The organism is Nocardia sp. FBN12 (genome assembly GCF_054031145.1).
Map to the genome: position 1 here is coordinate 2,333,987 of NZ_CM132926.1, position 24,439 is coordinate 2,358,425.

A 24,439-nucleotide genomic window follows, 5' to 3' on the forward strand; every position below is an offset into this window, starting at 1 on the left:
TCGCCGCCTCCGTGGCTCCCGGTGTGCGGGAGCCACGCAGCCGGGGGATCAGTCCGCCGAGAGACCGGGCCGAACGATGATCTTCACGTGTTCCTGCGGGGTACGCAGGGTCGTGAAAGCGTCAGCGACACCGTCGAGGTCGACGCGGCCGGTGATGAGCGCCTCCGCATCGATCGACCCGTCCGACAGTCGCCGCAGCGTGATGTCGTAGGCATCCTCGTACGGCCCGTGCCCGAAATTGATGGCGATGCGCCGGAATTGGGGCACGACCGGCGTAATGGTCTCGGCCGTGAACCCGGCGGCGAGCACCTGGATACGCGAATTGAACGGCATCTGGTGGGTGAGCTCGTTCAGAATCCCGGCGCGACCGCTGCATTCGTAAGCGATCAGGATTCCGTTCTCGGCCGCGCCGACGACGGAGTTCCCATCGGCGATCAGGGCATTCCACACCTCGATGGGGTTCTGCACGGTGGGGTCGACGACGATGTCAGCGCCCATGAGCGCGGCCAGTTCCCGGCGTCGAGGCGAGGGCTCAGAAGCGATCACCGTCTTCGCGCCGCGGGCCTTCGCCGCGACGATGGCGCCCAAACCGATGGTGCCACAACCGATCACCAGTGCCGAGTCCGCGCCGGTGAGCCCCGACTGCTGGACATGCATCTCACCCACGTGCAGCGGTTCGGCGAGGGTGGCGTGATCCAGCCGCAGACCGTCGGGGACTTTGCGCACCCAGTAGGCGTCGACGACGATCGCCTCACCGAACGCCCCGTGATAGGTGTTGGAATAGCCGATGATGGTGGGGATTCCGGTGGCGGCATCGGTGGCCAGCCCGACGCCCGCGACCCGGTCGCCCACCGCGAACTCGGTAACGCCCGCACCGAGTTCGGTGATCACCCCGGCATACTCGTGCCCGAGGACCACCGGCCGCTCGGCGTCGAAGCAGGCCAGCGGATAGCCACCCGCCTGGGCGACGTCGACGAACCGGCAGGCGTCTTTGGACACCGACAGGTCGCTGCCGCAGATGCCGCAGGCGGCCACCGCGATGCGAACCTGGCCGGGCCCGGCCGGGGGCAGGTCGGGCACATCGCCGACGGTGAACTCGCCGTCGAGGAATCGCGCAGCACGCATGGTCATGCTCCCGTCACGGCGTCGGTGCCGTAGTAGTCGGTGTGGGCCTTGGTGATCGCGGTGACCAGCTGACCGATCAGCAGCTCGCGGTTGTCCTCGGCGAACTGGAGGCTGGCCTGGCGGCCGGCATTGCGATTCTTGAAATGGGGGACGACCTCGGAGGCGAACAGCTCGTAGCTGCGTTTGGTGTCCTCCCAATCGGCCATGTCCACGTGCAGGACCAGCAATGTGCCGAAACCGCCGGTCTTGTCGATCAATCGCTGGATCTGCGCGATGGCCTCGTCCGGGGTGCCGATGATGGCCTGCCCGAACTCACCGAGCGTGTCATTGCGCCACTGCTCGACAATGCCGTGGGACGTCTGCGCCCACTCCGGCCGCTGCCCCGTCTGCCGGTTGACGTAGGCCGCCATGGACCCGATCCTGCGCGAGACCGCGCGCTCGGCCTCGGCGCGCGTATCGGCCAGGAACATCGGGGTGACCAGTCGCCAGTTCGCCCGATCGGCGAGATGGCCGTGCTCGACGCAGGTCTTCTCGTACACGCCCCAATTACGGTCGAGCGCGGCGAAACCGGTGGGTGAACCGGCCGCCAGCGACAGCAGCGACAGTCCGTGCGTGCCCGCAAGTACCGACCCGTTCGGCGAGATGGTGGAGGCGGTGGCCACCTCGATACCTGCCGGGTCATACGTGGGCAGCTGGGCACGGGCATCACGCAGCGTGAACCAGTCCGTCTGCATATCGACGACCTCGCCGCGAAGCAGCCGCAGGATCGCCTCGAGCGCTTCGCCTTGGCGACGGCGCTGGTCGGACGGGTTGATGCCCATCATGTGGGCGTCGAGCGGAATTTTGCCCGGCCCGGTACCGAAGATGACCCGGCCGCGGGTCTGCAGGTCGAGTTGGGTGATGCGGTCGACGGTGACCAGCGGGTGATGGTACGGCAGCGACACCACCCCGGTGCCGAACCGGATGCGGTGGGTGCGTTCGGCCGCCGCGGCGATGAACAGATCCGGCGCCGGCACGATCTCGGCGCCGGTCGAATGGTGCTCACCCATCCACGCTTCCTCGAAACCGAGATGGTCGAGGTGCTCCATCAGGTCGAGATCGCGACGCAGCTGCAAGGCTGGGTCGGCGTCGAGTGGGTGATACGGGGCCAGGAAGGCGCCGAATCTGATCGAACTGGGGCTCCACATGGTGCGTCTCCTCATCGAAACGGTGCGGTGAGCGGGCTCACGGCGTCGTCCTCAGCTTCGACTTGGATCACCTGATCCAGAAGTGGGCGTCCCGTTCAGCGGGAGACACGCAATCCACCGAGGAAACAGCAGTCCCCAGTGTTGACATCGGCAGGATCAGGTGTCGATGATTGGATCACCTGATCCGATTTTCCGGCGGTCATCAGCGCCGATTCGCGAGGAGTCCCGACCATGTTTCTCGACATCGACCCGCGACGGGAGCCACCGGTCACGCTGGCGGAATCCGCGGACTTCGACTCGCTGTCGGTGCTCGTCCGCGCGGAGCCGCAGACCGTTCGGCTACCGGATGTGCTCCTCGGCTGGGGCGAGTTCGACGGCACCCACGTGTGGCTGAGCACGCAGCGCCTGGAAGACGAACTCGGCGACCACTTCGGCTCGGACCTGACGTGGCGGGAGCGATTCACCGCCATGCTCGACTATGCCCTGGCCCAAGGCTGGTTCGACGAGTCCGGGTTGAGCGTCCGCGCACACTGCCGATGGCAGTCGCTGTGACAGACACGGTCGACGCGAATCCGACGACCCCCAGCGCCAATCGCCAGGGAAACGCGACCCGCGCTCGTCTGGTGAAGACCGCCGAACGACTCTTCGCCACACACGGCGTCGACGCGGTCTCGGTCCGGGCGGTCAACGCCGCCGCCGGACTGGGCCCCGCCTCGGTCAACTACCACTTCGGCACGAAAGACGACCTGCTGGCCGCGGTGCTGCTGGACCTCGGAACCGGTGTGCGCGACCGTATTCGCGCCGACGTGGACGCGCTGGCCGACCGCGAGCAGCCACCGACCGTCGACGAGCTCGTCGACGCCGTCACCGACCCGTATCGGGAACTGCTGTCCCGCCATCGCACCCGCGGCCTGCGCTGGATCGCTATCGTCGCCCAGATGTCGGCACAGAACCATCCCGCGCTCGACGCCGCCGAACAGGACCTGCGCGCGGTCCTGTTGCACCAGGTCCGCCGCGCCTTTCCCGACACCGACCCCGTCCGGCTCGAACAGCGCTGGGCGACCGCGCTCATGGTCTTCCTCCAGGCATTGAGCCGAGCAGACGAATGGAACCACCGGCGCGGCGCGGTCCCCACCGCCGACGACCTGGACCAGTTCTTCGACGACCAGGTCACCTACCTGGCAGGTGGCCTGATCCGCCTACTGACCTGAGGTCTCGCGCGGACAGAAGATCACAGCATTCGCTGCCTGCCGTGCGCGGCGAACTCCGACTCCAACCTCTGCCGGTCCGCCTCGGTCATGCGACCGTAGACCGGTCGGCCACGCCCCACCCACCGATAAACTGGTTCCCCGGTGCGCCAAGCCTGTTCCTGCAGTTCACGTTTGAGCACCTTGTTCGACCCCGTCACCGGCAGATTCGCCGAGACACGCAGCAGCCGGGGGAGACCTTTACTGCCGAGATCCGACTGCGCACAGAGGAATTCGGTGAACGCCTCGACATCGAAGCCGACCGGATCGGTGACCTCGACAGCGGCCATGACCTGATCACCCGAGCGCGGATCGGGAACCCCGAACACCGCGGCCGCGATGACACCGGGATGACGGCGCAGCACCTGTTCGATCATCAGCGCCGAGGTGTTCTCACCGTCCACCCGGATCCAATCGCCCTTGCGGCCGGCGAAATACAGGTATCCGGCGGTATCGATGTAGCCGAGATCCCCGGTCCAGTACCAGCCGTTGCGGAGACGGTCCGCATCGGCGACCTCGTTCTTGTAGTAGCCCTCGAACGCCAACGCGCCTGCCTTGTCGATCATCTCCCCGATGGCCTCGTCGGGATTGCGAACCCGGCCGTGCTCGTCTAGTTCGGCCCGCGCACACTCGCGCAGCGAATCCGGATGCACCACCGCCACACCGGGATGCGCGGGCCTGCCGAGAGCGGCGGGCGGCGCGGCCGGGTCGAGGACAGCCAGGTTCGGACCCTCGCTGGAGCCGTACCCCTCGAACAGCTTCGCGTCGAAGCGACGGCGGAACTCGTCCTGATCGGCCACCGACGCCTCGGTGCCGAACCCGCGCACGAGCGGATTATCGGAATCCGTCGAGTCTTCGGGCGTGGCAAGCAGATACCCCAGCGCCTTACCGACGTAGGTGAAGAAGGTCGCGCCGAAGTACCGAACATCCGGAAGAAATTGCGACGCCGAGAATTTCGGGGTCAGGCACACCGTCGCGCCGACCGACAACGCGGGCGCCCACAACGCCATGATGGCATTGCCGTGAAACAGCGGCATACAGCAGTAATCCACATCGTCGCGGACATGCCCGAACTTCGCCGCCGCCGCGTACGCGACCACCGCAAGGCGGCGCTGGGTACACCGCACCGCCTTCGACGTACCGGTGGTGCCGGAGGTGAACAGCAACAGCAGTAACGCGTCCGGACCGGCCACTGCCGACGGTTGCACGCGGCAGGCATCGAGCCGGGCGACGTAGCCGGGATCGTCGACGAGCAGGAACCGATCCTCACCGAGACCGAGATCCAACTGTCGCAGACGCGCCATCCCCGCGGCATCGGTGACGATCAGCTGACAGTCCACATACCGAACATCGGCGGCCAGCTGCGCGTCGCCCCGGGTCGGGTTGAGACCCGCCACCGTCGCACCGGACAACGCCGCCGCGCCCAGCCAGAAGACGAAGTCGGGCACATTGTCCAACAGCACCCCGATGTGGAACGGGCCGTCCCGGCGCAGCGTGCGGGCCAGCTCCGCACGGGCAGCCGACTCCCGGACAACCGCGTCCCAGGTCCAGTCGGTGTCGCGAGTGCGCAACCCGAGTTGCTGGTCGCCGACCCGATCCAGCAGCATGGTCGCGATATCCGCCCGGCGCACGCCCGCGATTCCGTCCACGCTCATGCGCCCGGATGCACGAGTTCGATGTACTCGCGCGGCGATTCGCCGAAGGTCGATGTGCGGACCTCGGCATCGATCGGCCACAGCAGCAGCTGACGGAACACCACCAGATAATCGGCAGCCGGATCGTCGACGGGGACACCGATCTGCGCGGCATACGCACCCGGATAGATCTGTTTCAGGAAACCCACGGTCACCACACAATGATCGTCGACGACCAGCCGATCCAGCTCGTACTCGCGCACATTGCTGCGAGTGCCGCAACCGGGCCACCAGCACAGCATCAAGGGGTCGCGCGGCCGGCTCAACTCAGGACGGACCGGATTGTGCGGCGGCGACGCCGGCGCGACGGCCGAAGAACGTGCCGTCACCGAGGGACGTACCGCTGATGTAACCCCACGAGTGCAGGCCCGACGTGGCCCTGCCCGCGGCGAACAGGCCCGGGATCGGCGCACCGTCCAAGTCGAGGACGTTGCCGTCGACCGTGGTGTGCAATCCGCCGATGGTGAACACCTCCGCACCGCCGCGCCCCGCTTCGCCGTACTCGGGCGGGGCGATGCCGCGCTGAACATCGATCGCGGCGAACGGCGACCGCAGCGGCCGCAGCCACTGCGCGTCCTTGTGGAAGTAGGGGTCCTGCCCGTCGGCCGCGAACCGGTTGTATTCGGCGACCGTCGTCTGCAGCGCACCGGGTGGCATACCGATCTGCTGTTCCAGATCGTCCAGGGTCTCCGCCACGAAATGCGGCTGCACACCCCACCGTTCGTTCTCCGGCACTTCCTCGTAGGCCTGCTCGTCCAGGATCACCCACACCTTCAAGCCGTGCTTGAACAGCGCGGCCTGGCCGACGAGCCCGGGATAGACATCCTCGTTGATGAAACGCCTGCCGATATCGTCGACGATCATGCCGCGCACCATCATGCCCGGAATCAGCGAGATCCCGACCTGAGCGGCGGACATGTGCCGCACCGCGGCGCCCGCGGCCTGCGCCATCACGATGCCGCGCCCGTCGTCGCCGCCGTCACTGTTGACGCCGAGCCCCACCAGTTGTGGAGCGTGCTGGGCCACCATCGCGGCATTGTCGGCGAAACCGCCCGTCGTCAGGACGACACCACGTCGAGCGCGATAGGTGTAATACCTGCCGAACTGCTTGGCGACGACCCCGACAACACGTCCGGCGTCGGTGACGAGCCGGATCGCATTGGTATCGGTGTGCACCGCGACACTGGTCGCGGCGACAGCCTCGAACAACTTCTGCATCAGCACCTTGCCACCGAACCCGTCGGAGGTGACCCGGTGTCCACGCGGCGACGGCTTCGCGAGATCCGCGAAGGGCCAAGCCTTTTCGCCCATCCACATCAGACCGTCGTCGGTGGGCGGCACCCAGGTGGGGGAGTCCCACAGCGAGGGTTTGAACGGAACACCGTGGTCGACGAGCCACTGGTAGTGGCGTGCGCTCCCGCGGCTGTAGAGCCCGACCTTCTCCTTATCGGCATCCGGTCCCAGCGCGGCAAGCAGGAACGCTTCCATGTCCTGTGCGGTGTCCTCGAACCCGCATGCCTGCTGGATCTCGGTGCCGCCGCCCAGATACATCTCCCCCCCGGACAGCGCCGACGACCCACCCCCACCACCCAGCTTCTCCAGGACGATGACCTCAGCGCCCGCGGCCGCCGACTCGAGCGCCGCGGCCGCACCCGCACACCCGTAACCGATGATCAGAACGTCGGTCTCGTAGTCGACATGGTCGACATCGCCCGCATCGACCGGCGCCACCGTATGTGTGCTCATTCCAACTCCCATCCGCTGTGTTAGGGCACGCTAGAAGTTTTCGCACATACCGGACGGGGGAGTGTCCACCCACCGGGAGACCACCGCCCGAGGGGACCAGCGGGATTCCCTCGGACGGTGGCGGTCTCGACGGCGGACGTTCATGATGGTCAGAAGCACGACGAACTGAGGTGGGGGAATGAACAAGAAGCTCATCGCTGTCGCCGCGGCCCTGGCCGCGGCTGTCACAGCACTGGCCGGGTGCTCGAGCGACGCCGACGTGGTCTCCGAGAACCTGTCCAAAGAATCGGATCAGTTCAAAATCGACCGTCGCGTGGTGTTCTTCAACGGGATCACCGACAAGTACCTGCTCTCCATCGAGGGCAAATGCTCGATCAAAGACGAGAACAACCAACTCGAAGTCACGTGCAAAACCGGTGACAACGAGTACAAGAAGCACTTTCTCGGACTCTCCGACAACGTGAGCTACTTCGTCGAACAGCTCGAGCCCGCCGAGGTGAGCCGCTACCAGTACAAGGTGATCTTCAAGCCCGAGACGATCATCCCTGACGTCGACCGCCCCTGAGCTCGATCTTCAGAGGGTCGCCAGGTCGATCTTGTCCGCCATGGCGCGGTAGCCGGCCGCGTTGGGGTGCTTGTGGTCGCCGGAATCGAAGACCGGATTCAGGGCTTCGGGATCCACCGGATCAGCGACCGCGGCGTGGAAATCGACCACCGCGTCGTATTCCCCGCTGGTTCGCATCCACTGGTTGAACTCCCGGATCTTCGCCGCCGAGACGTCGTTGTAGTACTCGGCGCCCTTCATCGGCAGCAGCGTCGCGCCGGTGACCCGGATCCCGGCCCGGTGCGCGGCGGCGATCAATTCCCGGTGACCAGCGATCAGTTGCGCCACCGAGACCTGCGGATTCGGCTTGTAGGTCGGCAGATCGATTTCGGAGAAGCCGATGTCGTTGAGGCCGCCGAAGACGATCACGCTGGTGACGTCGGGCTTGGTCAGCACGTCCCGTTCGAATCGGCGAACTGCGGCCTCACCGAACCAGGACGAGTCGTTGAGGATCAGATTGCCGCCGATACCCGCGTTCAGGACCGGCCTTGGGGTGCCCGCGTCGGCGAGCCGCTGCGCGAGCCAGTCCGGGTATCGGGTGTTGGCGTCGTAGCCGGACCCGTATCCGTCGGTGATCGAGTCGCCCATCGTGACGACGGTGCCGCCCTCGTCGACAGCGTCGCCCGACACTTGAACGTCGGTCAGGTAGTACCAGGAGTGCGTCGATTCGGTGAACGACCCAGCTGACGGGTCGGCAGCGTGGTCGCCCGCGGCGCGATACGTGGTGGCATAGGCCTGCGAGTGAAAGGTGGCCGGGCCGGTGCGTTCCGGCAGGTAGAGGGTGACCGCCGCCGAATCCATTGCATCGAGATCGAGGTCGACGACATCGCTGGTCAGGGTCGCGCCGGCGGGGATCGCGGTGGCCGCGTCGCCGTCGAAGGTCAACTGCCGCAGGGAATTCGGTTCCACCTCCGCGCCTTCGGCAATCCGCCCGATCGTGACGTTGTCCACGCGTAGCGGCGCGGTGCCGTATTGGTTGGACAACGTGATCCTGGCGGCGGTGCCACCGTCGGTCACCCGGACCACCTGACGCACGGTGTGGTTGTCGAAACCGTCCTGGGCCCAGTTCGGCTCGAATCCGATGCTGGGCAACTGCGGGGCAGCCATCCACCCGGTGTCCCATCCCGGTGCCGGTTCGGCGGTGGAGCAGGCAGCGAGCGCACCGAGTACGGCAACGGCGGCAGCTGCGGCAAGCCGGATACGCGCAGTGTTGTGCAGCATTTTCTATCCTCTCAACAGCCCAATCGATGAGCCTGTGGAACCCCAACGCTGGGGACTATCTCCTTCAACACGTACTAATGGAACTGTATTCCCATTAATTCGGAGGGTGTGCCTCACTCCTTCGGAGGCCCTACGCCCTGCAGAAAACGCTAGGCCCGAGCGGCGGGCGCGCGGCGGACCGAACGCGCCGCCCAGCGGACCGAACGCGCCAACCGCGCGCATCCGCGAATATTCGATTGGGGGAGAATCGATCTGACCGACTAACCTCGGCAAGTGCTCGAAGGGACTGTGTCGACCCGGATCATCCGGTTGCTGACAGCGGGCGTTCGCGTGCACGGCCGGGAACCACGCCTGAGCACCACGACCGACCTATCGCACGACGAGCTCACCAACGACCTCATCCGGTTGCCGACCTCGGTCTGCGACGAGCTGTGGATGTCACTGCCCTCCGATGCCATCGGCAGCGGGACTGCCCGGCATCTCCTCACCTCGCTACCCGATGAGGGCCTCGGCCTGTGGACCCAGCTGTTCGGCGGCGGCGAAACCGCGGTGGACGGCCTGCGCGATGCCTGCCACTACTTCCCGACCATCGCCGACCCACGGCGCGAGGCGCTCGAGCTGATCGAAGACGGCGGCATGACCATCGTCCGGCACGCGACTCTCACCGAATACGAACCGGATGTCCAGGCTGTGCTGCAGGAATTCGTTGTCAGCTTGGTTCTGAACCACCTCCGTCGCGCAACCGGCAGATGGATCGTTCCCGTGCGCGCTCAATTCGCCCACGGTGCACCGCGTTCCCGTGTCGACCTGCTCGACACCCGGAACCTCGACTTCGACGCGGATGTCAATGCGGTCACCTTCCTCACTACCGATCTCGCCGCCGCGCTGCCCGATCCGCGGCCCGGTCTCGGTGCGGTTCTGCGCCAGTACGCCGATCTGGCCATGAGCACAGCAACTGCTGCGCCTACGTGGCATGACAGATTCCGAAACGAGCTGGGAAAGGCTATGCGCGACAACGATGTCAGCCTGTCCACCGTCGCGGCAATGCTCGCGATCGCACCGCGAACCCTGCAGCGTCGGCTCGCCGAACACGGCACTACCTGGCGTGCCGAAGTCGATAACCTCCGCCGGGAAACGACCGCGAGGCTACTCCACGACAGCGATCTGACCACGCATTCCGTCGCAGCCAGGATCGGATACAGCGACGCCAGGTCGCTGCGCCGTGCCGCGTATCGCTGGCATGGTTACCCATCCAATTGAGGCCGAGTGCTTCGTCAAAGACCTACAAGAAGGTCTCACTGCAGTGCTTGCCGCTGATCCGTGAACCCGAGCGGATCAGTTCAAACGGGAGTTGGCAGGCGTAAAGTTGATAACCCGGGGGGACAGGAGTCGATGATGTCCACACGCGCCAGACCAGCGATAGTTCGGACTGCTGCGATCGCCGCGGCCGTTGGTGCCACCACGCTTTTCGGCGCGGCCGGTCAAGCAGTCGCCGACGTCGAACCCGGCCCCTACACGTCCACGACGTGGTCGGGCGGCGTCGTGCTCCTGCAACGCGACGCGCGCGTCGAGGGCGGGGAACTGGTTCTGATAGGTCGTTACCCAATTCATTCGACGCCCGACGGTGGTTACGTGGACCTGTTTCCCGGCCACCGAGTCGTACTGATCAGCGACGGACACGGCGGGTACAGGGGCCCGGCGTACTTCGGTGGACTGGAGATCGGCGCCATCACGCTGACGCCCCGCTGACCGATCGACCAGGGTTAGTTGACATAATGTGCATTATCGGCGTTTGAAGGCGGCCCGTCAGGAGGGGTTTTGCACGTGTTTGCAGTGCTTGCCGAGCTGCACGGCGTGCCGACCAGCGTTCACTGCTGCTCTGTCCACGCTGCCGTTTGCACGCTCTGTCGCCTTACGTACTCGACCAACGACATCTTTGGGACGCTCGGGGAAATTCACGAAAACCGGGCAATTCTCGGATTGGTCGATTGATGACCGCTCGTACTGAATGTACTGATCGGGCAAATTTGGGCCTGCGTCCTCGGCAAACCGGATCGGGCCCCTGGAGGTTGACACTCCCCCTCCCACTTCCCCGACCCCAGTTCGTCACTGTGACGAAACTATCGGGAGTGTCTGGATGGTGCACCGCATTGCCTTTACGCCGGCAATGCGGTGCACGGTGACCATCAGGCGGGGACTGGGACGAGGCGGCGGGATTCGGTAGCTTTTTCGGAGCTGGTTTCCGGTGCGTTGTCGGCGTCGGCGGTGAGGTACTTGTCGGGCAGTGAGAGTTTTGCGATGGTACGCAATGTCAGTGCGTATTGGCGGACCAGGCTGCCAGTGGTGTACGGCAGGCGATATTCGGCCGCGAGTTTGCGAACTTCACGTTGGATTTCGGGGAGGCGATTGCTCGGCAGATCCGGGAACAAGTGATGTTCGATCTGATGACTGAGCGTGCCGCAAAGTATCCGCATCAGGGGACCGACTTCGATATTCGCACTGCCCAGATATTGGCGCAAATACCATTCACCTCTTGTCTCGCCCTCGATATCGCGCTTGGTGAATTTCTCCGCACCGTCGGGGAAATGCCCGCAGAAGGTGATGATCTGTTCCCACACGTTCTTGGTGAGATTGGCGGTGATGTTCGCGCGGACCGTCGATTTCCAGTTTCGCCCTGACATCGCGGGGAAGACGACGTAGTCCTTGAGCAGCTGTTTGCCTGCCTTCTGAACGATTTCGTCACGGGCTTTCAGGAAGGCCTTCTTATCCTTCTTGCCCGCCAGCACGCGTGGTATCTCCAGGTGGTACACGCACATACCCAGCTCGTACAGCAGCGATACCGGCACGAGGTAGACGAAGTTGCCCAGGTGGTAGGGACGCCAGCGTCGGTCCCGGGTGATCCGGAGCAGTCCGTAGCCTTCGTCGGGGTCGAGCCCGAGCACGTTCGTATAAACGTGGTGGCGGTAATTATGCGCCTCTTTCCAGTGCGCGGCGGGCATGGAATGATCCCATTCCCACGTGGTGGAGTGGATTTCCGGATCATTCATCCAATCCCACTGTCCGTGCATGACATTGTGCCCGATCTCCATGTTCTCGAGCACCTTCGACAAGGTGAGCAGCCCTGTCCCCCACCACCAACTGCCTTTTCGACCGGAGTCGAGCAGGACCAGTCTGGCCGCTATCTCGCAGGCCCGCTGAACGCGGATGACGGTCTTGATGTATTTCGCGTCGCGCTCACCCAAACTGGATTCGATCTGCCCACGCAACGCGTCCAGGCGCTGCCCGAACTCTTCGATGTCGGTCGGCGAGAGATGTGTGTACGCCTCGACGTCAGATATAGCCATCTGCTTTGTTCAACCTCTGTTCTGGTGCCGCGCGCCGGGCGCGGTCCAGGTGACAGTACGAACTCGAGGGGCTGATTCGGAGCGGAATGCGGTATTTAGTTAGACGTAACAGGCAGGCGTCCGGAATTGGGTGTCAGTGACTACCGGACGCTGCGGGTTCGTAGATCTTGTCCACCTCGGTGGCGTACTTCTTCATGACCTCTGCTCGCTTGAGCGACATTTTCGGCGTCAGTTCGCCGGTCGCTTCGGTCCAGTCGACCGGCAGAATACGGACCTTCTTGATCGCCTCGGCATGCGATACCTGCTTGTTGGTGTCGGTGAGGGCCGCATCGATCTCCGCGGTGAGGTCCGGATTCTCGATCAGAGCCTCGTTCGAGGTATCGGCGGGTAGGTTGTGGCTCTTCTTCCATGCCGGCAGCGCTTCGGGGTCGAGGGTGATCAGGGCACCGACGAACGGGCGTCCGTCACCGACCACCATCGCCTGGCTGATCAGCGGGTGCGCGCGCAGCGAGTCCTCCATCATTCCCGGCGAGACGTTCTTTCCGCCTGCGGTGACGATGATTTCCTTCTTACGGCCGGTGATGGTGAGGTAGCCGTCGCGGTCGATGCTGCCGAGGTCGCCGGTCGCGAACCAGCCGTCGGTGAAGGCGTTTTCGGTGGCCTGGGGATTGCCCCAGTATTCGTGGAATACGACCGGTCCGCGCAACATCAGCTCGCCGTCGTCGGCGATCTTCACGGCGTGGCCTTCGGTCGGGCGGCCGACGGTGCCGACCCGGGTATCGGTCGGGGTGTTCACGGTGATCGCCGCGGTGGTCTCGGTGAGTCCGTAGCCCTCGTAGATGGGGATGCCGACCCCGCGGAAGAAGTGGCCGAGCCGCGCACCGAGCGGTCCACCACCCGATACCGCCGCTTCACACCGTCCGCCGAGCGCGAGCCGGAGCTTGCCGTAGACGAGCTTGTCGAACAGGGCGTGGCGCAGCCTGAGGCCTACACCCGGGCCGCCGCTGTCCAGTGATTCGCTCCAGGCGACGGCGGTCTCGGTGGCCAGGTCGAAGATCTTTCCCTTACCGCCGGCATGCGCCTGCTGCTTCGCGCCGTTGAAGACCTTCTCGAACACGCGCGGCACCGCGAGGATGAAATGCGGGCGGAAGCTGCCGAACTGGTCGACGAGCGTGGACCAGTCGGAGCTGAAGGCGACGACAACCTTGGCGTCGAGTGCGGCCAGGGTCACGGCACGCGCGAAGACGTGGGCCAGTGGCAGGAACATCAGTGTCTTGTTGCCCTGGGTGACGAACTCCCCCAGCGCGATACGGTCGGATTTCGACTCGGCGTAGAGGTTCCCGTGAGTGAGGATCACGCCTTTGGGGCGGCCGGTGGTGCCGGAGGTGTAGATCAAGGTCGCCGGGGAGCTCGCGCCCACCTCGGCGCGGCGGGTGTGGACGGCCTCGTCGTCGAGATGGGCGCCGCGCGTGGTCAGTTCCTCGACGCTGCCCTTGTCGATCTGCAGGATTTCGCGCAGGTCGGGCAGGGCGCGGTCGTCGATCTCCTCGATGATTCGGCGGTGCTTGTCGCTGTCGACGATGAGCAGTTTCGTCGCGGAGTCCTGCAGGATCCACTTGGCCTGTTCCGCGGCGGAGCTGTCGTAGATGGCGACGGTGCAACCGCCGGTGGCCCAGATCGCGTGGTCGAGCACGACCCACTCGTACCGGGTGGGCGCCATGATGGCGACTCGGTCGCCGGGTTCGATGCCCGAGGCGATGAGGCCCTTGGCCACGTCGGTGACCGTTCGCGCGAACTCGGCAGCGGTGACGTCGGTGAGGCCGCCGCTGCCGTTCGTGACGTTGAACAGCACTGTGCGGGGCGAGTTCTCGGCGTGCAGGAACACACTGTCGGAGTTGTTCGCGTGTTCCGGAATCGTGTAGGAAGCCGGGGTTTCGAACTCGTGCATCACAGGGCCCTTCCACATGGATTGATCAGTTACTGCGCGGGGGCGTGTTCGATGCCGAGGCGCTGCATGCCACGCAGGTCGTAGGTGTTGGTGGCGACGGCGCCGAGGATCAGGCCGATCGCCAGGCCGGCGAGGGTCATCCACAGTCCCTGTGCCATCCCGGCTTGGAGGTGTCCGTCGAAGAACAGGATGGCGCGCACGGCCAGGTAGATCTGGTGCATGGGTTCGAACGTGGCCATGTCGGCGATCCAGCGCGGGGTCGCTTCGAGCGGGATGGTGCCCGAGGACGACGGGATTCCGAGCACCACGAACACGATGAGGTTGATCATCAGGCCTGCCGTGCCGAAGGCGGCCATCACCGACAGGGCGGTGACCGCGATGGCGGCGATCGCCAGTGTGCCATAGAGAAACAGCATCAGCGGTCGCTCGATAGCCATGTCCAGCACTGTGCCGACACCGAGGAACGCCGCCGATGCGAGTGGGGCGCTGATCGCGGCTATCCCCCATTTGACGAGCAGCGTGTGCCACCGGCTGATCGGGGCAGGCGCGGTGGCCTTGTGCCACGGGCCGTATTCGGCGGGGATGTAGCCGAGTGAGGCGTCGACGAGTGAATTGATCATCATCGCGCCGCTGAATCCGACGATCAGCAGGACGAGGGTGTAGAAGAACGCAGCGAGGCCTTGGCCGGTGCCTTCGGGGAGCGGGTGGTAGGCGGTGACCACGACGTCGATCGGCTCGGCGAGTTGCAGTTGCGCCGCGCCGCTGAGCGGTGTGGCGCCTGCCGTGGCGCGGACCTGCTCACCGAGTTGGGCACCGACGGTGCTGTTCACCTGGGTCATGGCCTGGTCGGCGACGGTGTTCATGATCTGTGCGGCGAGGGTGCCCGCCCGCGGGTTGGTGAGCACGGAGATGATCGGCTGCTCGACCTGGCCGGGGACGATCGAGGCGGCGCCGAGGATGGCGACGCGCTTGGTGAAGTCGCCGGGGATGACGATGGCGCCGTACACCTCGCCGTTCTGCAGCTGTTGCTGAGCCTCGTTGATGCCGAGGGGGCGCAGGTCGATTTTGTCGGCGGGGATGTTGTCGCTCAGTGCCGAGGTGATCTGTTCGCCGATATTGGTGGGTTTACCGCCGACTGTGTCGCCGACGTCCTGGTTGACCAGGGCGATCGGGAAGTCGTGCAGGTGCTTCTCGGGGTCGGCGGTGTAGCCGAGGTACATGGTGCCCAGGAGCGCCGCCAGGATGGTGACCAGGGTGATCGGGGCCAGCCATTCACGGATCGGCATGCTGCGCTGTGTGCGGGTGGGCGCGGTGTTGTCAGTCATGGCAATCGTCAATGTAGTCAGCGACAACAAAGTAGTCAACGCAAACATTCGGATGGTCGTCGGATATCCTGCTCGTACCATGTCCCTGCACACCCCCTACCACCACGGAGACCTCCGCGCCGCGCTACTGACGCGCGCCGAGGCGACACTGCGCGAGGCCGGTGTGGACGGGCTGTCCCTGCGTCAGCTTGCCCGCGACACCGGTGTCAGCCATGCGGCGCCGAGCAGGCATTTCCGCGACAAGCAGGCGCTGCTCGACGCACTCGCCGTCACCGGGCTCGAACGCCTCGGCGCCTGCTTCGAACAAGCCGTGATCGAAGGACCCATCACCGCACGTCTGCAGACAGTCGCCTACGCCTACCTGAGGTTCGCCGTCGACAACCTCGAGCTCTTGCCGCTGATGTTCGCGCGCAGGCACAACTCCACCTCCGCCGACATCCAGCAAGCCGTCGACCGCGCCTTCGCGGTCCCGATCGCCCTGATTGCCGAGGGTCAAGCTGCCGGCGAGATCGTCGCGGGCGACCCGAAACGCTTGGGCGTCACCGCCTTGGCCGCCCTTCAGGGCCTGGCCACCTTCGTCGGTTCCGGCTACACCGCCGACTACGACTCCGAACAACTACTCGACGACCTGGTCCGACACCTGACCCTGGGTCTGTTCCCCCGGCCCTCCCCCAGCTGACGAATCCGCGCATCGACCCTGCCGGATGCCCAGTTGGGTCCGGCGAGGACACCGGTCGGCCGTTGCGCGGCTGGGTCGGTCGGTTGCTGTACGGGAAGAGGGCACGGTAGTTGTCGACCTCTGCGGCTGCGACCGGCACGGGGTGGCGGTGAGTACGCGACTCAGCGGTGCCAGTGCGGCGAGCGCACCGCGGTGGGTGCAGTAGTGGCCGCGGCCTGAGGTGCACGCCTAGGGTCGGATCATGATCGACATTCCAGAGGTGTTCGCCCACGAGACGATCAGTCGCGAAGGTGAACCCGGGCGGGCGTGGATCGCGGCACTGCCCCGGCTGGCGGATGAGCTACTGCAACGGTGGTCGTGCACGCCCGACGGGCCGATCATGCACGGCAATGTAGGGATCGTCCTACCGGTGCGACATCTGGACCTGCCGCCCGCGGTCGTCAAGATCTCTTTTCCGCACCTGGGCAACGTGTTCGAGCCCGACGCGTTCGCAGCCTGGAACGGGCGGGGTGCCGTGCGATTGTTCGCACGAGACGACGAACGCTTCGCGATGCTGCTGGAACGCACAGCACGCGGCACTCTGGCTGAGGTCTCCGACTTCGACGAGGCCGTTGGCATACTCGGCCGACTGTCACATCGCCTGGCCGTCGATGCTCCGGCCGGGCTACCGCGTTTGAGCGACGTGGTAGCCGACTGGACTGACGAGATCTGCACGACCGCCGTAGAATTGGGCGACCCACTCCCCCGTCGTGTGCTGGATGCCGCGGTCGAGACCTTGCGCGACCTCGGTCCTGATCAGCCGCAGACGCTCGTCCACGGTGACCTCCATGATGCGAATGTGCTGGCAGGAGAGCGTGAGCCCTGGCTCGCGATCGACCCGAAGGGGTATGTCGGCGACCCCGCGTACGACGCGATCACCGTTATCCGCAGCTACCGGTTCGCGCCTGTACTGTTCGCACCCGATCCGGCCGCGGGTATTCGTCGCGGACTCGACTTGTATTGCGAGGCGGCGGAGATCGACCGCGATCGTGCCCGCGGGTGGGCGCAGGTGCGGGCGGTCAAAGCTGCGCTCTGGGGCCGGCGTCATGGCGATCCCGACTGGTTGATCCGAGCGACCGATCAGCTGGCCGGCATTCTGTTGTGAGGTGATCGTGGCCGACGGGCCCCAGGCTGCCGGACTGATTCTCAGGGTTCGCCTCCTACGAAAGGGGGACGACACCGGCTGGTCGCGTCCGCATCATCGTGGGCATGGCTACTCCGAAATCCCGCTGGTGCGGCGTTCTCGTCGGTCTGTCGTTGATCGTCAGCGGCTGCGTGGGGACAGACGAGAGGGCGGCGCCGGCATCCATCGGCGTCGAGGAACTGGTTGCCCAGGCCGATGCCGTGCCCACGCCCCGGGTCGAGTGGGTGCCGTGCTCGGAGGACAAGCTGCGGCGATACGAGTGTGCGAGGGTGTCGGTTCCGCTCGACTACACCCGCCTCGACGGGCCGACCATCGAGCTCGCCGTTGTCCGTCAGCGCGCACTCGATCCGGCACGCCGGATCGGAACCCTGTTCACCGCGGCGGGCGGGCCGGGGAACTCGGGGATCGGGTGGGCCGCTGACAGCGAGATGTTCCCGGGCGAGCTGAGTCGGCGCTTCGATGTGGTCACCTTCGATCAGCGTGGCATCGGGCGCAGCGCCCCTGTCCGGTGCTTTCCGAATTCGGCTGCACAGCAAGCATTCTGGGATGACATGATCGTTCCGCCCACTGATGTGGCGCAACAACGAGCCACCGAGGACAGCAGTCGCCGCCTCGCCGCGGGTTGCGCCGAACACGGCGGCGAGTTGATCGACCACCTGACCACCGCCGACGCGGCCCGCGATCTCGACCTGCTGCGGCGAGCCGTCGGCGACCCGAAGCTGACCTACGAGGGTGGTTCCTACGCCAGCTACCTCGGCATCGTGTACGGCTCGATGTTCCCGGAACGTGTTCGGGCACTGCAGCTTTCCTCGATCGTCGACCCCGAGTCCTACACGAACGCCACCCCGACCGATATCGAGAACACCGCGCAGGGCACCGAAGCGGTGCTGGCCGAGTTCCTCCGGCTCTGCGCCGAGGCCGGGGCGCCGCGGTGCGGTTTCGCCGGTACGGGCAACGATTCGGCACAAGTTCGCGCCCGCGACACCGCGCTGCTCGACCGGTCCTCCTTGGCACCGATTCAGGTCGGGCAGGGTCCCGAGTCGGTCTTGGCAACGCACAGCCAGATCGTCCAGGCGCACGCCATGCTGTTGTACGACCCGCGGCGTGGATGGCCCGCGCTGGCCGCGCTGCTGACCGAGCTGGAACTCGGCGCTGCCGGAAACCCTGACGTGGTGCGCGATGTCATGGCGGCGGTCGGACTGACCGGCGGCTTCCTCGATTCGTTCGTCGCGATCTCGTGCGCGGACAACTCCTTTGCCCGACAACCACATCGGTGGCCGGAATTCGCCGCCGAAAGCGCTCGGAACGCTCCCGTATTCGGACCGTTCTGGCTCTACCTGCGCCAGCCCTGTGCGACGTGGGATGCACCCGAAGACGGCTACCCGCAGCGCTACACGGGACCGTGGGCTCAGCGCTCTTCCGTACCTGCCCTGCTGCTGAACAACCGTTTCGACCCGGTGACCCCGGAGAGCTCCGCGCGGCGCACGGCACAAGCGATGGGCACGGCCCGGTTGGTGGTGGTGACCGACGGTTACGGCCACGAGCCGACCGGTGAATGTGTCACCACCGTTCGGCAGCGTTATCTCATCGACCTCGAGGTGCCCGATCCCGGCACGACGTGCGCGCTCGGGCAGGCGCCGTTCGCCGAGGTGATGAACTAGTTGAAGCGGTGCAGAGCCCAGCAGTTCGGCGGGTGTGGCATTCAGGCAGGGTTGGACGGCCAGTTCTTCTCCATCCACAGGTCCGGTTTCGGGTGCGGGGTGAAGCCGTATCGGCGGTACAGGTCGTGGGCATCGCCGGTTGCCAGGGCCATGCGACGTAAGCCCCAGTCGTCCACGTCGGCCATGATGCGGTCGAGCAGGAATGCGCCGATGCCCTTTCCGCGTTGGGAACGGTCCACATAGACGTCGGCGAGCCACGCGAAGGTAGTGCGGTCGGTGACCAGGCGTGCGAAAGCGATTTGCGAACCGTCGCGGAACACGCTGTAGGGCAGCGAGTTCTCCACGAGGCGTTCGACGCGCTCGCGACTGCGGCCGAGTGCCCAGTACGCGTCGGTGGACAGGCGGTCGTGAACCCAGTCGAGGTCGACGGCGGCGGGATCGGTGGAGATCTCGAGCATCGGTCCAGGATAGGCGGGCGGATTCCCGAGCTGTCGAGGACAACGCTAGCCGAGCGGGTCCTGGCAGCGCTCAACACATGTGGCGGATCGTGCCGGCGCTCGAAGTGAGCGCCGGCCGAGCGATCCTCAGGCGCCGACGTAGGTGGCGAGGTGTTCGCCGGTGAGGGTGGAGCGGGCCTGGACCAGGTCGGCGGGGGTGCCTTCGAAGACGATGTGGCCGCCGTCGTGGCCCGCGCCGGGGCCGAGGTCGATGATCCAGTCGGCGTGGGCCATCACGGCCTGGTGGTGTTCGACGACGATGACGGACTTGCCGGATTCGACGAGGCGGTCGAGCAGGCCGAGAAGTTGTTCGACGTCGGCCAGGTGCAGCCCGGTGGTCGGTTCGTCGAGGATGTAGACCCCGCCCTTGTCCGACATGTGGGTGGCGAGCTTGAGGCGCTGGCGTTCGCCGCCGGACAGGGTGGTCAGTGGCTGGCCGATGGTCAGATAGCCGAGGCCGACTTCGGCGAGGTGGGTGAGGATCTTGTGGGCGGCGGGGGTGCGGGCTTCGCCTTCGCCGAAGAACTCGCGCGCTTCGTCGACGGGCATCGAGAGCACTTCGCTGATGTTCTTGCCCGCGAAGGTGTATTCGAGCACTTCGGCCATGAAGCGTTTGCCCTCGCACACCTCGCACATGGTGGAGACGCCTGCCATCATCGCCAGGTCGGTGTAGACCACGCCCGCACCGTTGCAGTTCGGGCATGCCCCTTCGGAATTGGCGCTGAACAGGGCGGGTTTGGCGCCGGTGGCCTTGGCGAAGGCTTTGCGGATGTGGTCGAGCAGGCCGGTGTAGGTGGCGGGGTTGCTGCGCCGCGAGCCCTTGATCGGTGCCTGGTCGATGTTGATGACGCCTTCGTCGATCGGGATCGAACCGTGAACCAGCGAGCTCTTACCCGAGCCCGCGACACCGGTGATCGCGACCAGGATGCCCAGCGGGATGTCGACATCGACTTTGTCGAGGTTGTTGGCGGTGGCGCCGCGAATCTGCAAGGCGCTGCTGGACTTTCGCACCGTGTCCTTGACCGAGGCGCGGTCGTCGAAGTGGCGGCCGGTGACGGTGTCGCTGGCACGCAGCCCGGCGACGCTGCCTTCGAAGCAGATGGTGCCACCCTTGGAGCCCGCGGCGGGGCCGAGGTCGACGATGTGGTCGGCGATGACGATCGTTTCGGGCTTGTGCTCGACGACGAGCACGGTGTTGCCCTTGTCGCGCAGGCGCAGCAGCAGCCCGTTCATCCGCTGGATGTCGTGCGGGTGCAGGCCAGCGGTCGGCTCGTCGAAGACGTAGGTGACGTCGGTGAGGGAGGAGCCGAGATGGCGAATCATCTTGACGCGCTGCGCTTCACCACCGGACAGAGTGCCCGAGGAGCGCGACAGCGACAGGTACCCGAGGCCGATCTCGACGAACGAGTCCAGGGTTTGGCGCAGCGATTCCAGCAGCGGTGCCACCGACGGGTCGTCGACCTCCTTGACCCATTCGGCGAGGTCGGTGATCTGCATGGCGCAGGCGTCGGCGATGCTGATGCCGTTGATCTTCGACGAGCGGGCTTCGGCCGAGAGCCGGGTGCCGTCGCAGTCGGGGCAGGTGCCGAACGTGACGGCGCGTTCGACGAAGGCGCGCACGTGCGGCTGCAGTGCTTCGACGTCCTTGGACAGCATCGACTTGCGGATCTTGGGGATCAGACCCTCGTAGGTGAGGTTGATGCCGTCGACCTTGACCTTGGTCGGTTCCTTGTAGAGGAGGTCGGCGAGCTGCTTCTTGGTGTACTTCTTGATCGGCTTGGCGGGGTCGAAGAAGCCGCTGCCCTTGTAGATTCGCCCCATCCACCCGTCCATGCTGTAACCGGGGATGGTGAACGGGCCCTCGTCGAGTGACTTGTTCTCGTCGTAGAGCTGGGTGAGGTCGATGTCGTTGACGAGGCCCTTGCCCTCACAGGTGGGACACATGCCGCCGGTGATGGAGAAGCTGCGGCGTTCCTTGACGGTGACACCGTGCTTCTCGACTTCGACCGCACCGGCGCCGCTGATCGAGGCGACGTTGAAGGAGAACGCCTGCGAGGACCCGATGTGCGGGTCGCCGAGGCGGCTGAACAGGATTCGCAGCATCGCGTTGGCGTCGGTGACGGTGCCGACGGTGGAGCGTGGGTTCGCGCCCAGGCGGGACTGATCGACCAGGATGGCGGTGGTCAGTCCCTCGAGCACGTCGACGTCGGGGCGCGATTGGCTGGGCATGAAGCCCTGCACGAACGCGCTGTAGGTCTCGTTGATCAGGCGCTGTGATTCGGCGGCGATGGTGCCGAAGACCAGTGAGCTCTTGCCGGATCCGGACACACCGGTGAAGACCGTGAGCCTGCGCTTGGGGATTTCGATGCTCACATCGCGCAGGTTGTTGACGCGCGCGCCGTGCACGCGGATCAGATCGTGGCTGTCCGCAGGTTCTACGGTCGTGCCGGTCTTCTTGGCCGTGCTCATGGGTCTCCCTCGATCAGTCGACATCGCCGGATATCGAATCTACCGGCGCGGTGGCTTACTTGGCCTGCTGGATACGGACCATATTTCCGGCGGGGTCGCGGAAGGCGCAGTCACGCACGCCGTAGGGCTGATCGGTGGGCTCCTGGACGACCTCGATATCGCCTGCCTGCAGCTTTTCGAACAGGCCGTCGAGGTCGTCGGTGGCGAGATTGATACCGGCGTAGGTGCCCTTGGCCATCATCTCGCCGATGACGCGGCGTTCCTCGTCGGTGATTCCGGGATCGGCGGCAGGCGGGTGCAGCACGACGGAGGTGTCGGGCTGGCCGGCGGGGCCGACGGTGATCCAGCGCATCCCGTTGTAGCCGACATCGTTGCGCACCTCGAAGCCGAGCGCGTCGCGGTAGAAGGCGAGGGCGGCGTCGGGGTCGTCCTGCGGCAGGTAGGTCTGGTGAATGGTGAGGTTCATGCCGACCACGCTAATTGCCGGTCGGAGCGGAAGCTTCTCGATTCCTGATCGGTCTGGTCACCTTCTTGACCACGCACGACGGCATCCCCGCGGTCTGTTCGTCCTGCTGCTGTTTGTAGACACTGGGTGGCACGCCGACGAGTTCGGTGAAGCGGGTGCTGAAGGTGCCGAGCGAGGAGGAACCGACCGCGAAACAGACCTCGGTGACGGTCAGGTCGCCGCGGCGCAGCAGTGCCATCGCGCGTTCGATGCGGCGGGTCATGAGGTAGGAATACGGCGACTCACCGTAGGCCAGACGGAACTGGCGGCTGAGGTGACCGGCCGACATGTGTACCCCGCGGGCGAGTGCCTCCACGTCCAGGGGTTGGGCGTACTCGCGGTCGATGCGGTCGCGCACGCGTCGCAGCAGCGCGAGGTCGCGCAGGTTGTCGGGTTTCGCGGTCACCTGCCCGATCGTCCCACGTCGGGCGGCATGCGAGACAGGGGCGTGTCAGGTTTCGAGGACTCGGGCGAGTTCGGTGTGGAAGTGGGGGCAGGTCATGGAACCACCGTGCCTGTTCAGGTCGACCTGAAGTCGAGCTCTTCGGTTCGGCGGACGGCCGCGGTGCGACCGGGCGCTTGCTGGAACTGCCAGTACAGGTTGGTGTGGGCGATGACGTCTTCGGGTTTCGGTGCGCCCCACCGGGATTTGTCGCCGGTGGTGTGGGCGTCGGCGACGAGGGTGACGTCGTAGCCGCGGACGAAAGCGCCGTGGATGGTCGAACGGACACAGGCATCGGATTCGGCACCCGTGACGATCAGATGGCCGACTCCGACCGCGGCGAGCAATGCCTCGAGCTGGGTGTCTTCGAAGGAATCGCCGTAGCGTTTGTGGACCAGCGGTTCGGTGTCGGTGCGGGTGAGTTCGGGAACGTATCGCCAGGGATCACTGTCTTCGACCAGCTCGTCATCGGAGTGCTGGATCCAGATGATCGGCATCTCGGCGATGCGGGCACGGTCGACCAGGGCGGCGATATTGGCGACGATCACGTCGCGGCGGGGCGCTTCGTCGACGACACCGTTTTGCACATCGACGACGAGCAGTGCGGTGTTCGGACGCTCGGGCAGCGTGGTCATGTCGGATCCTTCGAAGCGGTCAGCGTGGGCGCAGGACGACGATGCCGGGGACGGTCCGCAGGTAGTCGGTCAACGGCGTGTCGACGACCTGGTTGTTCGCGGCGAGGGAGGAGGCGTTGCGGAAGACGGGGCCGGTGGGGGTTTGGACGATGAAGCCGACGTGGGTGACGTCGAGGCCGGCATCGGGGGTGTAGGCGCCGAGGTAGTCGCCGGTGCGAAGCGCAGCCGACACTCCCGCGTCGACGGCAGCCGAGGGGATATGGGTGATGACGCGGTCGACCACGGGGACGCCGGGCAGATACAACCCGCCGTCGGCTTTCGCGTTGAGGTGTTTGGTGGTGGTGACGGCGGCAGGGCTCAGGCTCGCGGTGATGTCGGTGGCCGCCAGGCGTTCGCGGCTGGCCCAGTCGGTGAAGAAGTGCTTGCGCTGGGCGAATTCGACCCGCCCGTCGATGTAGCGGGTGGTGACCAGGTTGGTGAGGAACTGGTCGCGATCGGTGGAGCGGGAGGCGGCGTCGATGTAGTCGAGGTAGGTGAAGCAGTCGACGCGGCGCAGGTCCACGACGAGCCGTTCGGGTTCGGTGGCGGAGCCGACCAGCATGTTCGCACCGTAGGGGGTGCCGAGCAGGCGCGCGGAGAGACGTTCGATGAGCTCGCCACGTCCGAGGGTGCCCGCTTCGGCGCGCACGGTGAGCAGTTCGTCGATCTTGCGGGCGGAGGCGTCGTCGACGGCCGGGGCGGCCGAGGCCGGTGCGAGCGCGCACAAGAGCGCGGCGAGCACGAGCAAGATCCGGACGATGATGCGCAAGACGCCTCCAGCAGGCCAGGGTCGATCGGTGCGAACGGCTTCCACCGTAGCCGACGAGTCCGACAGCACCGCAGCACCGCAGGACCGGATCGCAAGTGATTCGCGACCTCGGTGATGCT

General features: G+C 65.8%; 22 protein-coding genes and 1 pseudogene. 8 read left to right on the plus strand and 15 right to left on the minus strand.

The features are described 5' to 3' along the window. Positions 1–48 precede the first annotated feature (48 nt). The gene (locus ACWZHB_RS11305; protein ID WP_427907887.1) at positions 49–1,125 is read right to left on the minus strand and encodes an alcohol dehydrogenase catalytic domain-containing protein; all 1,077 of its coding nucleotides are present in this window, start codon (positions 1,123–1,125) and stop codon (positions 49–51) included. Between the two features lie 2 nt (positions 1,126–1,127). Next, complete coding sequence (locus tag ACWZHB_RS11310) at positions 1,128–2,312, minus strand: LLM class flavin-dependent oxidoreductase (protein ID WP_427907888.1); 1,185 nt, start codon at positions 2,310–2,312, stop codon at positions 1,128–1,130. Between the two features lie 231 nt (positions 2,313–2,543). Between ACWZHB_RS11310 and ACWZHB_RS11315 the strand changes: the two genes are divergently transcribed. Together ACWZHB_RS11315 and ACWZHB_RS11320 are read left to right on the plus strand one after the other, a co-directional pair. Continuing rightward, positions 2,544–2,864 carry a hypothetical protein gene (locus ACWZHB_RS11315; RefSeq protein WP_427907889.1) on the plus strand — a complete coding sequence of 107 codons (321 nt, stop codon included), beginning with the start codon at positions 2,544–2,546 and terminating at the stop codon, positions 2,862–2,864. Further along, positions 2,861–3,523: a TetR/AcrR family transcriptional regulator gene (locus ACWZHB_RS11320; protein ID WP_427907890.1), complete on the plus strand. Its 663-nt coding sequence runs from the start codon at positions 2,861–2,863 to the stop codon at positions 3,521–3,523. The genes ACWZHB_RS11315 and ACWZHB_RS11320 overlap by 4 nt, the downstream gene beginning before the upstream one ends. A 20-nt stretch (positions 3,524–3,543) precedes the next feature. Here the strand turns inward: ACWZHB_RS11320 and ACWZHB_RS11325 are convergent, their stop codons facing one another. The 3 genes and pseudogenes from ACWZHB_RS11325 to ACWZHB_RS11335 all read right to left on the minus strand — a co-directional run bounded on the left by ACWZHB_RS11325 (position 3,544) and on the right by ACWZHB_RS11335 (position 6,999). Beyond that, a complete protein-coding gene (locus ACWZHB_RS11325; protein ID WP_427907891.1) occupies positions 3,544–5,214 on the minus strand; it encodes an AMP-binding protein in 1,671 nt (556 codons plus the stop codon). Continuing rightward, positions 5,211–5,465 (minus strand): annotated as a pseudogene (locus ACWZHB_RS11330) (nuclear transport factor 2 family protein); the annotation flags it as partial. The gene ACWZHB_RS11325 and the pseudogene ACWZHB_RS11330, both read right to left, overlap by 4 nt. A gap of 55 nt (positions 5,466–5,520) precedes the next feature. After that, the gene (locus ACWZHB_RS11335; RefSeq protein ID WP_427907892.1) at positions 5,521–6,999 is read right to left on the minus strand and encodes an FAD-dependent oxidoreductase; all 1,479 of its coding nucleotides are present in this window, start codon (positions 6,997–6,999) and stop codon (positions 5,521–5,523) included. A 178-nt stretch (positions 7,000–7,177) separates the two neighbouring features. Here ACWZHB_RS11335 and ACWZHB_RS11340 point away from each other — a divergent pair, with 178 nt between their 5' ends. Beyond that, complete coding sequence (locus ACWZHB_RS11340; protein WP_427907893.1) at positions 7,178–7,564, plus strand: beta-sandwich lipoprotein; 387 nt, start codon at positions 7,178–7,180, stop codon at positions 7,562–7,564. A 9-nt stretch (positions 7,565–7,573) separates the two neighbouring features. Here the strand turns inward: ACWZHB_RS11340 and ACWZHB_RS11345 are convergent, their stop codons facing one another. Further along, positions 7,574–8,824, minus strand: a complete 1,251-nt coding sequence (locus ACWZHB_RS11345) for an SGNH/GDSL hydrolase family protein (RefSeq protein ID WP_427907894.1) — start codon at positions 8,822–8,824, stop codon at positions 7,574–7,576. Between the two features lie 273 nt (positions 8,825–9,097). Here ACWZHB_RS11345 and ACWZHB_RS11350 point away from each other — a divergent pair, with 273 nt between their 5' ends. Further along, positions 9,098–10,084, plus strand: a complete 987-nt coding sequence (locus ACWZHB_RS11350) for an AraC family transcriptional regulator (protein WP_427907895.1) — start codon at positions 9,098–9,100, stop codon at positions 10,082–10,084. A gap of 135 nt (positions 10,085–10,219) precedes the next feature. Continuing rightward, on the plus strand, positions 10,220–10,573 hold the full coding sequence (locus ACWZHB_RS11355; RefSeq protein ID WP_427907896.1) for a hypothetical protein: 354 nt from the start codon (positions 10,220–10,222) through the stop codon (positions 10,571–10,573). Between the two features lie 437 nt (positions 10,574–11,010). Here the strand turns inward: ACWZHB_RS11355 and ACWZHB_RS11360 are convergent, their stop codons facing one another. From ACWZHB_RS11360 to ACWZHB_RS11370, 3 genes are all read right to left on the minus strand, one after another. After that, positions 11,011–12,168, minus strand: coding sequence for a fatty acid desaturase family protein (locus ACWZHB_RS11360; protein ID WP_427907897.1), 1,158 nt, complete (start codon positions 12,166–12,168; stop codon positions 11,011–11,013). A 133-nt stretch (positions 12,169–12,301) separates the two neighbouring features. Then, positions 12,302–14,116, minus strand: a complete 1,815-nt coding sequence (locus tag ACWZHB_RS11365) for an AMP-dependent synthetase/ligase (protein WP_427907898.1) — start codon at positions 14,114–14,116, stop codon at positions 12,302–12,304. 29 nt (positions 14,117–14,145) lie between these two features. Further along, on the minus strand, positions 14,146–15,441 hold the full coding sequence (locus ACWZHB_RS11370) for a YhgE/Pip domain-containing protein (protein ID WP_427907899.1): 1,296 nt from the start codon (positions 15,439–15,441) through the stop codon (positions 14,146–14,148). A 79-nt stretch (positions 15,442–15,520) separates the two neighbouring features. Between ACWZHB_RS11370 and ACWZHB_RS11375 the strand changes: the two genes are divergently transcribed. The 3 genes from ACWZHB_RS11375 to ACWZHB_RS11385 all read left to right on the plus strand — a co-directional run bounded on the left by ACWZHB_RS11375 (position 15,521) and on the right by ACWZHB_RS11385 (position 18,964). Continuing rightward, positions 15,521–16,120, plus strand: a complete 600-nt coding sequence (locus ACWZHB_RS11375) for a TetR/AcrR family transcriptional regulator (protein WP_427907900.1) — start codon at positions 15,521–15,523, stop codon at positions 16,118–16,120. A gap of 241 nt (positions 16,121–16,361) precedes the next feature. After that, positions 16,362–17,264, plus strand: a complete 903-nt coding sequence (locus ACWZHB_RS11380) for an aminoglycoside phosphotransferase family protein (RefSeq protein WP_427907901.1) — start codon at positions 16,362–16,364, stop codon at positions 17,262–17,264. 104 nt (positions 17,265–17,368) lie between these two features. After that, the gene (locus tag ACWZHB_RS11385; protein ID WP_427907902.1) at positions 17,369–18,964 is read left to right on the plus strand and encodes an alpha/beta hydrolase; all 1,596 of its coding nucleotides are present in this window, start codon (positions 17,369–17,371) and stop codon (positions 18,962–18,964) included. A gap of 41 nt (positions 18,965–19,005) precedes the next feature. Here ACWZHB_RS11385 and ACWZHB_RS11390 read toward each other — a convergent pair whose 3' ends face one another. The 6 genes from ACWZHB_RS11390 to ACWZHB_RS11415 form a co-directional block, all read right to left on the minus strand. Beyond that, on the minus strand, positions 19,006–19,422 hold the full coding sequence (locus ACWZHB_RS11390; RefSeq protein ID WP_427907903.1) for a GNAT family N-acetyltransferase: 417 nt from the start codon (positions 19,420–19,422) through the stop codon (positions 19,006–19,008). Between the two features lie 126 nt (positions 19,423–19,548). Continuing rightward, complete coding sequence (locus ACWZHB_RS11395) at positions 19,549–21,930, minus strand: ATP-binding cassette domain-containing protein (protein ID WP_427907904.1); 2,382 nt, start codon at positions 21,928–21,930, stop codon at positions 19,549–19,551. Between the two features lie 55 nt (positions 21,931–21,985). Next, a complete protein-coding gene (locus tag ACWZHB_RS11400; protein ID WP_427907905.1) occupies positions 21,986–22,396 on the minus strand; it encodes a VOC family protein in 411 nt (136 codons plus the stop codon). 10 nt (positions 22,397–22,406) lie between these two features. After that, the gene (locus ACWZHB_RS11405) at positions 22,407–22,850 is read right to left on the minus strand and encodes a helix-turn-helix transcriptional regulator (RefSeq protein ID WP_427909136.1); all 444 of its coding nucleotides are present in this window, start codon (positions 22,848–22,850) and stop codon (positions 22,407–22,409) included. 104 nt (positions 22,851–22,954) lie between these two features. Then, the gene (locus tag ACWZHB_RS11410) at positions 22,955–23,512 is read right to left on the minus strand and encodes an isochorismatase family protein (protein ID WP_427907906.1); all 558 of its coding nucleotides are present in this window, start codon (positions 23,510–23,512) and stop codon (positions 22,955–22,957) included. A 19-nt stretch (positions 23,513–23,531) separates the two neighbouring features. Then, positions 23,532–24,320: a DUF1460 domain-containing protein gene (locus tag ACWZHB_RS11415; protein WP_427907907.1), complete on the minus strand. Its 789-nt coding sequence runs from the start codon at positions 24,318–24,320 to the stop codon at positions 23,532–23,534. Between the last annotated feature and the right edge of the window lie 119 nt (positions 24,321–24,439).